Below are 11,170 nucleotides of genomic sequence, written 5' to 3' on the forward strand. Positions count from 1 at the left end.
GACCCGAGCGCACCGCCGAGGCGGCGCGCACGGACCGTCCCGGCTCCTCCGGAGCGCGGGCGCCAGCGGTGGGTTCGACGAGGAGGGCGCGATGCGGGGACTTCCGGCGGCCGCGCGAGGCTATATCGGCGCCGTCGCACTGGCCGCGGCGCTGTGTGCCGCCCCCGCGATACGCCTCGGCGCCGGCGCCCCCTGGAGCAGCACCCTGGCCCTGGCCCTGGTGTACGCGCTGTGCGAACAGGCGCGCCGCTGCCCGCCGGTGGGCGGCCGGGCGCCGTCCGCCGCGGGGCCCGCGAGCTTTCCGGCCGGCTGGGCCAGCCCGGTCCTGCTGGCCGGAGTCTGTCTGCTGCCGCCGCCGCTGGCCGCGCTGACCGCCGTCCCCGGGGCGCTGACCGGACCGGTCGAGGACCGCCCGGCCGGCGCCCGCAGGCTCTGGCACGCCGCCGCACTCGCACCGGCGTGCTGGTCGGCCGCCCAGGTCTTCCGGCTCACCGGCGGCCACCCTCCGCTGTCCGCACCGCAGTTCCCCCTCCTGCTGCTGCCTGCCGCGGCCGCCGCGGCGGCCTTCTGCGCGGTGCTGGCGGTGCTCGACGGCGGGGTGCTGGTCGCCGCCGAGCGGCACCCCGTGCGCACCGCCTGGCGCGGGCTGCTGACCCGTTCCCTGGGGCCGCATCTGGTGCACGGGCTGGCCGGGTTGATGATGGCGGTGCTGTGGCGCAGCTCGTACGGGCCGCCGGCGGCGCTGCTGGTGCTGCTGCCGATGTGCCTGTCCTGCTGGGTCTTCGCCCGGTGCCACCGCGAACGCGCCGCCCATCAGGCCACCCTGCGCGCCCTCGTGCAGGCCGTCGACATCAAGGACCGCTACACCCGCGGCCACAGCGAACGGGTCGGGCGCGCCTCGGTGATGATCGCCCGCGAGCTGGGCATGGCGGAGGACCGCGTGGAGGTGCTGCGGTTCGCCGGGATCCTGCACGACGTCGGCAAACTCGGCGTCCCCACCCGGCTGTTGCGCAAGGAGGGCCCACTGACGCCGCAGGAGCGCCGGGTCATCGAGCTGCACCCCGAATACGGGCACGAGATCGTGCGCGGCATCGGCTTCCTGGGCGAGGCGCGGTCGGCCATCCTGCACCACCACGAGCGGCTGGACGGCCGCGGCTACCCGTACGGACTGAGAGGGCATCAGATTCCGGAGTACGCACGGGTGGTGGCGGTCGCCGACGCCTTCGACGCGATGACGTCGACCCGTTCCTACCGGCGGGCCCGGCCGGTGCCGGCGGCCGTCGAGGAGCTGCGCAGGTGCGCCGGGGCGCAGTTCGACCCGCGGATGGTCCGGGCGCTGGCGGCCTCCCTGGACCGGCACGGCTGGCACCCGGAGCTGGTGACGGCGGCCGGGGCGGAGCCCGGCGCCCCGCGGGACGGCGACGGCGTACCGCGCGGCGGCGAGGAGCCGGCCGGCGGCGGCCGGCACGCGATGGTGCCGCCCGGGCCGCGGCCCGAAGAGGCCGGACGGGACGGCGCCCGGTGAGTGGCGCCCGGGGCGACCCCCGGCGCCGCGGGCCCGGCGTGCGCCCGGCGGCGGACGGCCCGCCCGGCGGTGCGCCGCGCGCCGGGGCGCCGTCCTGCGGCGCCCGCGCCGTCGTCGCCGCGGTCTACGTCCCGGCCGCCGCCCTGGCGGGCTGGTCGCTCGGCCACACCCTGTGGGGCGGCCTGCACCAGCCCGGGATCGCGCTGGCCTTCGGGGTGCTGATCGCGGTGGGGGAGCTGGTGGGCTCCGGGAGCGCGGCCGGGGCCGGGCGGTCGCCGGGGGAGCGGGAGGGCGCCCCGCTCGGTGCGGCCGGGGCCCTGGCCTACGCGCTGCTCGGCGCGGTCGGCGGCCGGCCCACGACGCACGGCGTCGCGCAGGTCGTGGCCGTGGTCCTGGCGGCCGGGCTGGTCGGGCTCGTGCGGCAGCTGGCGCGCGGGGCGGGGCCGGGGCCGGACCATCTCGCCCGCCGGGTGCTGAGCATCGGCTTCGCCGCCACCTGCTTCCAGCCCCTCTACAACACCGGGACGCTGCACACCTGGGTGGCCTCCGGGCCGTTCTACCCGCTCTTCATGATCGCCCTGATGGCGCTGACCGCGCTGTGCGACGCGGTGCTGGCGGCGGCGCTGGCCCGGGCCCGTACCGGCTGGCCGTACGGGCCGCTGCTGCGTGACGAGTTGCGGGCGCTGCCCGGGATCGGCTCGGCGATCTGCGCCACCGGCGTGGTGATCGCGCTGGCCACCGCGGTCGTCGGGCTGTGGGCGCTGCCGGTCTTCTGTCTGCCGCTGCTGCTGACCCAGTTCGCCTTCCGGCGCTACGCCGCGGTGCGCGCCACCTACCGCCAGACCCTCGCCTCGCTGGCCCGCTCCACCGAGATCGCCGGCTACACCCCGCACGGCCACGCCCGCCGGGTGGCCGCGCTCAGCCGCGCCGTGGGCCGGGAAATGGGGCTGCACGGCCCGGACTTGGACGTGCTCGAACACGCCGCCCTGCTGCACGACATCGGTCAGCTCTCGCTGGTGGACCCGGTCCCGGACGGGGCGACCGCCCCGCTGCCGCCCGAACGGCAGCGCCGGATCGCGCTGCTGGGCGGTGCCGTTGTCCGGCAGACCGGGGCGCCCGCGGAGGTCGCGGTGATCGTCGAGCGGCAGGCGGATCCGTTCCGGGACCAGCCGGTCACGGCGCGTATCGTCCGCACCGTCAACGCCTACGACGACCTGTCGGGCGGCTCCGCGGGGCCGGGCGGCGCGCTGCACGCCCTGGAGCGGCTGCGGCTGGCCACCGCGCGGGATCACGAACCCCGGGTCGTCGAGGCGCTGGCGCGGGTCCTGGCGTGCGAGGGCCGCGCGGTGTGAGATGGCCGACTGCGGCGGGCCGCACCGGAGGGCCCGCACCCGCTCCGTGGCCGGTGGAGGGCCGTTTCGCCGCGCGCCGCCCTTCGCGGGGGCCCACGGGCCGCGGACCGCCCGGGGACGGGCTCCGGCGGGCCCCGGACGCCGCCCCGCCGCCCCTTCCCCGCCCCCGGTCGGGCGCCGTGCGCCCGAGGTTCGGGAACCCATGGGTAATGAGCGGCCGCCGAGATGGGCATGGTTGGATGCGAAGGAAGCCCCTTCCAGGGGGATTCAGGGGGTCCGCGAAGGGCAAGGAGCCGCAGGGGAGCGGCAAACCGGGCTGAGCCCGGCGGCAATCTGTGGCAGGTTGTCGAGTAGGCCCCCCGGAAGGCCCCGGGCGCCGCCCGGGGAGACCTCCCCGGCGGCAATCAAGAGCAACCAGCAGGCGGGAATCGTGAGGATCTTCGGCAAGGTACGGCACCGGCCCTCCGCCTCGTGGCGGCAGGCGACCGACCGCGCTTTCACGCTGATCGGCGACGGCCGTTACGAGGACGCGGGGGCGCTGCTGACGCGCGCCGCGGACATGGAGCCGTGGCTTTCGGAGTCCTGGTTCAATCTCGCCCTCCTGCACAAGTTCCGGCACGACTGGGAGCAGGCCCGGGCGGCCGGTCTGCGCGCGGTGGCGCTGCTGGACCGCGAGTCCGGGGCGCCCGACTGGTGGAACGTGGGCATCGCCGCCACGGCCCTGCAGGACTGGCCGCTGGCCCGCCGGGCCTGGCAGGCGTACGGCCTGAAGGTGCCCGGCGACGGCTCCCCGTCCGGCGAACCGCTCGGTATGGCGCTGGGCAGCGCCGCCGTCCGGCTCTCCCCGGAGGGCGAGGCCGAGGTCGTCTGGGGCCGCCGGCTGGACCCGGCCCGTATCGAGGTGCTGTCGATCCCGCTGCCGTCCTCCGGGCGCCGCTGGGGCGAGGTGGTGCTGCACGACGGCGTCCCGCACGGCGAGCGGACCACCGTCAGCGCCGACGGCGCCACCCGGGCCTATCCGGTCTTCGACGAGATCGAGCTGTGGGCGCCCTCCCCGGTCCCCACCTGGGTGGTGCTCCTGGAGGCCGCCTCGGAGGCCGACCGGGACGCCCTGGAGCGGCTGGCGGCCGACGCGGGCTTCGCCGCCGAGGACTGGTCGTCCTCGGTACGGCTGCTGTGCCGTACGTGCTCGGAGAGCCGGATGCCCAGCGACGAGGGCGACGGCGAGCATCTGGACCCGCACGACCACAGCGAGCCCGGCCACCCCGGGCCGCTGGGGCACCGCACCGCGGGCTCGGGCTCCCTGTGGGTGCCGGAGCGCGAATGCGGCATCGCGGCGCCGTCCGCCCTGGTGCGCGGGCTGCTGGACGGCTGGGTCGCGGACAGCCCGGACACCCGGGAATGGCGGGATCTGGAAGAGGTCTGCTGAGAGCCGGGCGGGCTCCCCGTAGGCTGTAGGGCGACTAACCAGGGTTTTCAGGAAGGCGTACGGCGGAGATGGCCCAGCAGCCTGTGTTCGATCAAGAAGGTGACCAGCGCGTGGACGAGGCGTTCATCGACGACGTCACCGATGCCGGGGAGCGGGAGGAGGCCCACCGTGAGCGGGGCACCTCGCGGCCGATCACGGTCGTCGGCAACCCGGTGCTCCACAAGGAGTGCAAGGACGTCACGGCGTTCGACGAGGAGCTCGGCCGGCTCATCGACGACATGTTCGCCAGCCAGCGCACCGCCGAGGGGGTGGGCCTGGCCGCGAACCAGATCGGTGTGGACCTGAAGGTCTTCGTCTACGACTGCCTGGACGACGAGGGCGTCCGGCACGTCGGCGCGGTCTGCAACCCCGTCGTGGACGAGCTGCCGGCCGAGCGCCGCGTCCTGGACGACTCCAACGAGGGCTGCCTGTCCGTGCCCGGTGCCTACGCCGAGCTGGCCCGCCCCGACTACGCCGTGGTCCGCGGGCAGGACGCCAAGGGCCGGCCGGTCGTGATCCGGGGCACCGGCTACTTCGCGCGCTGCCTCCAGCACGAGACCGACCACCTCAACGGCTATCTCTACATCGACCGCCTCAGCAAGCGGGAGCGCAAGGACGCGCTCCAGCAGATGGCCGAGCGGGAGCCCCGCTACCCCGTCGTCGCCAACGACTGACGGCTGCCGCCTGACGGTCACGACCGTCGGCCGACGACGCGGACGCACGGGCGCCCGGCTCACCGGCCGGGCGCCCGCCGCCGTTCACGGCGCCTGCCGGTAGGCGCTCCAGATCTTCGGCGGGATGGCCGTGCCCAGCTCACTGTCCGCGCCGCCGACGCCCTGCATCGGCAGCAGGTCGGGGGCGCCCGGCTTGTTGCGGAACATGGTGACGGCGGTGGTCGGCTCGTCGCGGTCGGCGGCGGTGGGCACCCGGCCGGGCCGGAAGCGGTCCTCGCCGCCCGCCCCGGTGCCGGGGTCCTTGCCGAGGTCCGGGACACCGGCCGGCGGTCCGCCGATGAACCACGCCGACTTCATCCGGTCGCCCGGCTCGGTGCGACCGGCCGCGACCGGCCGCTTCGCCGCGGTGTCGTCGTCCGTTCCCAGCGCCCGCAGGCCCACCTCCTCCAGGGCCCCGGACACCTGCTGGGCGACCCCGGCGTCCAGGACCTGGTGCGGCGCGGGGCGGTGCGGCGCGGGGACCGGGCGTCCGTGGTGGGTGAGGGAGGTCACCGCGTAGGGGTCGGTGTGCCGCCCGCCGTTGGCGAAGGTGGTGTAGGCGCTCGCCATCCGGACCGCGCTGGGGGCCGAGGTGCCCAGCGGGAAGGTCTGTTCCAGGCGCGCCATGCTCTCCTTGCGCAGGCCGGAGGCCACCGCCAGATCCCGGATCGGCTTCAGTCCCAGCTCCTTGCCGGCCTGGACGAACGGCGGGTTCTTGCCCTTCAGCAGCGCCCGGCGCAGCACCAGCGGCAGGGCCCGGTCGGTGTCCGCGGGGGCCGGGCCGGTGGCCGGTGCCGTGGTGGCCGAGGCCTCGGGCGCCGGCTCGTCGGTCTGCCGCTGGAGCGCCGCCGCCAGCACGAACGGCTTGAAGGCGGATCCGGCCGGGACGGCGGTGGTGTCCGCGTTGTTGCTGAAGTGCCGGGTGGCGTCCGTGCCCCCGTAGAGCGCGACGATCGCGCCGTCCTCGGGGCGGACCGACGCGGCGCCGAATTCCACGAAGGCGTCCTCGGCGCGCCGTTTCGGGTCGAGGGTGCTGCGGCGCACGTCGGTGACGGCCTTTTCCAGACGGCGGGTGCGCTGTTTGTCGAAGGTGGTGTGGATGCGGTATCCGCCGCGTGCCAGGTCCTTGTCGGTCAGACCGGTGTCGGCCTTGATGAACTTGTTGGCGATATCGACGAGATAACCGGTCTGGCCGGCCTGGCTGGTGGGTTTGGTCAGTGCGCGGGGTTCGGGGAAGGTTTTGTATGTCGCGCGTTCCCGGGCGCTCATCTTCCCGGTGGCGACCTGCCGGTCGAGTATCCACTTCCAGCGGGCCACCGCCCGCGCGTGATTGGCCTTGCCCATCCCCGGGTCGTACTGCTCGGAGCCCTTCAGCAGGGCCGCCAGCAGCGCACTCTGGCTGGGGTTCAGCTGCTTGACGTCGATGCCGTAATACGCGTGGGCGGCCGCCTGGATGCCGTAGGAACCGCGGCCGAACCAGCTGGTGTTGAGGTATCCGCGCAGAATGTCCTGCTTGGACTTCTGGTTGCTCACCTTCAGCGAGATGACGAATTCCTTCACCTTGCGGGTGATCGTCTGGTCCTGCGAGAGATAGGTGTTCTTCACGTACTGCTGGGTGATGGTGGAGCCGCCCTGGGTGTCCCCGCCCGACACCATCGCGACGAGTGCCCGGCCGATGCCCTGGAGCGAAATGCCGGAGTCGCTGTAGAAGCTGGCGTTCTCCGCCGAGATCACGGAATTCTCGACGGAGTCGGGCACCTTGTCGAGGGTGACATTCTGCCGGTTGACGGCGCCCACGCTCACCATCTGACTGCCGTCCGCCCAGTAATAGACGGAGGCCTCCTGACCGGCGAGCGCGTTCTCGCCCGGTATGTCGACCTTTGCGTAGACCACGGCGAACAACCCCGCCAGGCAGCCCACGCCGAGCGCGACGGCGCTCAGCCACTGTCTCCATGACGGCAGCCACCGGCGTGGACCTTCGCGTCCCTGACGCGGATAGTCGATGAACCGACGACGCCCCTTCGTGCCCTTCATATCCGCGTAGATGTGGTGGCCCCGGCGCACGTTGCCGAGGTAACAGAACGCTCACACAAGGCGCGGGGGCGGGGCGAAGAGGCGTCATGGCACGTCTTAAAGAATTCGCCCTCCGGACACCGCTGTCGGGAGCGGTCGTCCGGAGGGCGTCTTTTGGAGGTGCTGCTAGAAGTCGTCGTCGAAGGAGACCGAGCCCTCGACCGCGACCTGGTAGGCCGAGGCGCGGCGCTCGAAGAAGTTGGTCAGCTCCTGGACGTTCTGCAGCTCCATGAAGGAGAACGGGTTCTCCGAGCCGAAGACCGGCGCGAAGCCCAGCCGCTGCAGCCGCTGGTCGGCGACGCACTGGAGGTACTCGCGCATCGACGCGGTGTTCATGCCCGGCAGGCCCTCACCGCACAGGTCGCGGCCGAACTGCAGCTCCGCCTCGACGGCTTCCTTCAGCATGTCGGTGACCTGCTGCTCCAGCGCGTCGTCGAAGAGGTCGGGCTCCTCCTCGCGGACGGTGTCCACCACCGAGAACGCGAACTCCATGTGCATGGACTCGTCGCGGAAGACCCAGTTGGTGCCGGTGGCCAGCCCGTGCAGCAGGCCCCGCGAGCGGAACCAGTACACGTAGGCGAAGGCGCCGTAGAAGAACAGGCCCTCGATGCACGCCGCGAAGCAGATCAGGTTCAGCAGGAAGCGGCGCCGGTCGGCCTTGGACTCCAGCCGGTCGATCTTCTCGACCGAGTCCATCCACGTGAAGCAGAACTGGGCCTTCTCCCGGATGGACGGGATGTTCTCCACGGCCGCGAAGGCGGCGGCGCGGTCGTCCGGGTCGGGGAGGTAGGTGTCCAGCAGCGTCAGGTAGAACTGGACGTGCACGGCCTCCTCGAAGAGCTGACGGCTCAGGTACAGCCGCGCCTCGGGGGAGTTGATGTGCTTGTAGAGCGTCAGCACCAGGTTGTTGGAGACGATCGAGTCGCCGGTCGCGAAGAACGCGACCAGCCGGCCGATCATGTGCTGCTCGCCCGGCGAGAGCTTGGCGAGGTCGGCGACGTCGGAGTGGAGGTCGACCTCCTCCACGGTCCAGGTGTTCTTGATCGCGTCGCGGTAGCGGTCGTAGAAATCCGGGTACCGCATGGGGCGCAGCGTCAGCTCGAAGCCCGGGTCCAGGAGGTTCTTGGTGCCGGTGGTGGTGGTGTGGGCCGCGGAGGCGTTCTTCTCGGGTGCGGTGGTCATTACTGGCAGGCCTCGCAGGACTCGGGGTTTTCCAGGGAGCAGGCGACGGCCTCGGGGTCGGTGGCCTGCTGCGGCACGGGCGCGGTCGCGGCGGCGCCGCCGCGGGCGGACTGGGCGATCCGGGTCGCCGGCCGCGAACGCAGGTAGTACGTCGTCTTGATGCCGCGCTTCCAGGCGTAGGCGTACATCGAGCTGAGCTTGCCGATGGTCGGCGACGCCATGAAGAGGTTCAGCGACTGGCTCTGGTCGAGGTACGGCGTACGGGCCGCGGCCATGTCGATCAGCGAGCGCTGCGGGATCTCCCAGGCGGTGCGGTACAGCGCCCGGACCTCCTCGGGGATCCAGGTGACGTCCTGCACCGAGCCGTTGGCCTCGCGCAGCGCGTCGCGGGTCCGTGCGTCCCACAGCCCCAGCGCCTTGAGCTCCTCGATGAGGTAGGCGTTGACCTGGAGGAACTCCCCGGAGAGCGTCTCGCGCTTGAAGAGGTTGGAGACCTGCGGCTCGATGCACTCGTACACGCCCGCGATGGAGGCGATGGTCGCGGTCGGCGCGATCGCCAGCAGCAGCGAGTTGCGCATACCGGTCGACGCGATCCGGGTGCGCAGCGCCGCCCAGCGGTCGGCCCAGCGCGGCTCGGCGTTCGGGTAGTGGTCCGGGTGCAGCACGCCGCGGGCGGTGCGGGTCGCGGACCAGGCCGGGTGCGGGCTGTGCCGCTCGGCGAGGTCGGCGGACGCCTCGTACGCGGCGAGCATGATCCGCTCGGAGATCCGGGTGGACAGCTCCCGCGCCTCGGGCGAGTCGAAGGGCAGCCGCAGCCGGAAGAAGACGTCCTGCAGGCCCATCAGGCCCAGCCCCACCGGGCGCCAGCGGGAGTTGGAGGCCCCGGCCTGCTCGGTCGGGTAGAAGTTGATGTCCACCACGCGGTCGAGGAAGGTGACGGCGGTGCGGACCGTGGCGTCCAGCCGCTCCCAGTCCATCGCCTCCTCCCAGCCGGCGGTCTCGTCGCCCAGGTGCGCCGAGAGGTTGACCGACCCCAGGTTGCAGACCGCGGTCTCCCCGTCGTCCGTCACCTCCAGGATCTCGGTGCACAGGTTGGAGGAGTGCACCACGTGGCCGGGCTCGGCGGTCTGGTTGGCGGTGCGGTTGGCGGCGTCCTTGAACGTCATCCAGCCGTTGCCGGTCTGCGCCAGGGTGCGCATCATCCGGGAGTACAGCACCCGCGCCGGGATCTGCTTGGCCGCCCGGCCCTCGGCCTCGGCCTTGCGGTAGGCGGCGTCGAACTCCGCGCCCCACAGGTCCACCAGCTCGGGGGCGTCCGCGGGCGAGAACAGCGACCAGTCGGCGTCCGCCTCGACCCGGCGCATGAACTCGTCCGGGATCCAGTGGGCGATGTTCAGGTTGTGGGTGCGGCGGGCCTCCTCACCGGTGTTGTCGCGCAGCTCCAGGAACTCCTCGATGTCCGCGTGCCAGGTCTCCAGGTAGACGCAGGCGGCGCCCTTGCGCCGGCCGCCCTGGTTCACGGCGGCCACCGAGGCGTCCAGGGTGCGCAGGAACGGCACGATGCCGTTGGAGTGCCCGTTGGTGCCGCGGATCAGCGAACCGCGGGCGCGGATACGGGAGTACGACAGCCCGATGCCGCCGGCGTGCTTGGACAGCCGCGCGACCTGGTGGTAGCGGTCGTAGATCGAGTCCAGCTCGTCCAGCGGGGAGTCCAGCAGGTAGCAGGACGACATCTGCGGGTGGCGGGTGCCGGAGTTGAAGAGGGTGGGGGAGGAGGGCAGGTAGGACAGCGTGCTGGTGAGGCGGTACAGCTCGGCGACGTCGTCCAGCGCGCGCTCGCTGTGGTCCTCCGCCAGGCCGCAGGCCACCCGGAGCAGGAAGTGCTGCGGGGTCTCGATGACCTGACGGGTGGTGGGGTGGCGCAGCAGGTAGCGCGAGTGCAGGGTGCGCAGCCCGAAGTAGCCGAAGCGGTCGTCGGCGCCGTCGGCCAGCGCCCGCTCGACCAGCGCGTCCAGCCGGTCCGCGTGGCGCGCCACGAACTGCGCGGTCTCGTCGGCGATCAGCCCCTCACGGTGGCCGGTCGCGACGGAGGCGGAGAACGAGACGGCGCCCTGTCCGGCGGCCTCCTCGGCGACGGCGAGGGTGAGCAGGCGCGCGGCGAGCTTGGAGTACTGCGGCTCGTCACCGATCAGACCGGCCGCGGCATCGGTGGCCAGCGACCGCAGTTCGGCCTCGTCCGAGCCCGCGTGCCGGCCGCGCAGGGCGGCGGCGGCCACCTTGCCGGGGTCGGTCGCGGTGAGGTCCGCGGTCAGCTCGGTCAGGGTGCGCAGCAGGGCGACTCCCGGGCCGTCCTCGCCCGGACCGCCGTCGGCACCGGCGGACACGGCCACCGCAGGCGGCACGACCTCGGCGTCTGACGCGGGCTCCGTTGGCGCGATGGTCACGTGATGCTCTCCCTCACTCGGCGGGGGCCGTGCGGGGCGGGGCGCGACGGGCGCACGCGGGCATGCGGCACCCCGACACGGTCAGGGGTGCGCGGGCGCACCACGCGGCGTCCACCGGCCCAGCCCTCGGGGCCCGGACGTATCGACGTCCGCACCCATGGCGGTGCGGACGTACCGTCGGCAGGTCCTCGGACTCCGGGCGCGCGACGGGGCCGATTTCCGGCCGTGGAAGCGCGCTCCTGCACCGTTGCGGGACAGTTCCGGATTCCCACCGGATTCCCCTGCGGCGACAGCGAGGACGAGCATACATCTTGTGCTGCCGCCCGCACGCACCCCCACATCTTGTGTCGCTGTGTCATACCACTCCGGCGGGGTGCCCACCGCCGGCGGCTCGCCGGAGCCCGCGACGGGCC

The 11,170-nt window shown here is 73.3% G+C and carries 7 protein-coding genes and 1 riboswitch; of the genes, 4 read left to right on the forward strand and 3 right to left on the reverse strand.

Features of this window, described 5'->3' with window-relative positions:
* The first annotated feature begins 91 nt into the window (after nucleotides 1-91).
* The 4 genes from ACQP17_RS24140 (at nucleotide 92) to def (ending at nucleotide 5,019) form a co-directional block, all read left to right on the forward strand.
* Nucleotides 92-1,525, forward strand: a complete 1,434-nt coding sequence (locus tag ACQP17_RS24140) for an HD-GYP domain-containing protein (protein ID WP_433858151.1) — start codon at nucleotides 92-94, stop codon at nucleotides 1,523-1,525.
* On the forward strand, nucleotides 1,522-2,877 hold the full coding sequence (locus ACQP17_RS24145) for an HD-GYP domain-containing protein (RefSeq protein WP_433858152.1): 1,356 nt from the start codon (nucleotides 1,522-1,524) through the stop codon (nucleotides 2,875-2,877). The genes ACQP17_RS24140 and ACQP17_RS24145 overlap by 4 nt, the downstream gene beginning before the upstream one ends.
* Before the next feature lie 430 nt (nucleotides 2,878-3,307).
* Nucleotides 3,308-4,306 (forward strand): tetratricopeptide repeat protein, encoded by a 999-nt coding sequence (locus ACQP17_RS24150; protein ID WP_433858153.1) that lies wholly within the window; start codon nucleotides 3,308-3,310, stop codon nucleotides 4,304-4,306.
* Between the two features lie 68 nt (nucleotides 4,307-4,374).
* Nucleotides 4,375-5,019, forward strand: coding sequence for a peptide deformylase (gene def, locus ACQP17_RS24155; protein ID WP_433858154.1), 645 nt, complete (start codon nucleotides 4,375-4,377; stop codon nucleotides 5,017-5,019).
* 84 nt (nucleotides 5,020-5,103) lie between these two features.
* On the opposite strand, the gene ACQP17_RS24160 is transcribed toward def, so the two are convergent.
* The 3 genes from ACQP17_RS24160 to ACQP17_RS24170 all read right to left on the reverse strand — a co-directional run bounded on the left by ACQP17_RS24160 (nucleotide 5,104) and on the right by ACQP17_RS24170 (nucleotide 10,757).
* Nucleotides 5,104-7,092, reverse strand: a complete 1,989-nt coding sequence (locus ACQP17_RS24160; protein WP_433858155.1) for a transglycosylase domain-containing protein — start codon at nucleotides 7,090-7,092, stop codon at nucleotides 5,104-5,106.
* A 165-nt stretch (nucleotides 7,093-7,257) separates the two neighbouring features.
* On the reverse strand, nucleotides 7,258-8,313 hold the full coding sequence (locus ACQP17_RS24165) for a ribonucleotide-diphosphate reductase subunit beta (RefSeq protein ID WP_433858156.1): 1,056 nt from the start codon (nucleotides 8,311-8,313) through the stop codon (nucleotides 7,258-7,260).
* The gene (locus ACQP17_RS24170) at nucleotides 8,313-10,757 is read right to left on the reverse strand and encodes a ribonucleoside-diphosphate reductase subunit alpha (RefSeq protein ID WP_433858157.1); all 2,445 of its coding nucleotides are present in this window, start codon (nucleotides 10,755-10,757) and stop codon (nucleotides 8,313-8,315) included. The genes ACQP17_RS24165 and ACQP17_RS24170 overlap by 1 nt, the downstream gene beginning before the upstream one ends.
* Before the next feature lie 190 nt (nucleotides 10,758-10,947).
* A riboswitch (cobalamin riboswitch) is annotated at nucleotides 10,948-11,038 on the reverse strand.
* Nucleotides 11,039-11,170 lie beyond the last annotated feature (132 nt).

Source organism: Streptomyces kronopolitis (genome assembly GCF_050953795.1).
GTDB classification, from domain to species: domain Bacteria; phylum Actinomycetota; class Actinomycetes; order Streptomycetales; family Streptomycetaceae; genus Streptomyces; species Streptomyces kronopolitis_A.

What these genes read in the sequence shown, in the direction of transcription:
- ACQP17_RS24140 (WP_433858151.1), top strand. Translation starts at nt 92, where the DNA reads ATGCGGGGACTTCCGGCGGCCGCGCGAGGCTATATCGGCGCCGTCGCA.
- def (WP_433858154.1), top strand. Translation starts at nt 4,375, where the DNA reads ATGGCCCAGCAGCCTGTGTTCGATCAAGAAGGTGACCAGCGCGTGGAC.
- ACQP17_RS24160 (WP_433858155.1), bottom strand. Translation starts at nt 7,092, where the DNA reads ATGAAGGGCACGAAGGGGCGTCGTCGGTTCATCGACTATCCGCGTCAG.
- ACQP17_RS24165 (WP_433858156.1), bottom strand. Translation starts at nt 8,313, where the DNA reads ATGACCACCGCACCCGAGAAGAACGCCTCCGCGGCCCACACCACCACC.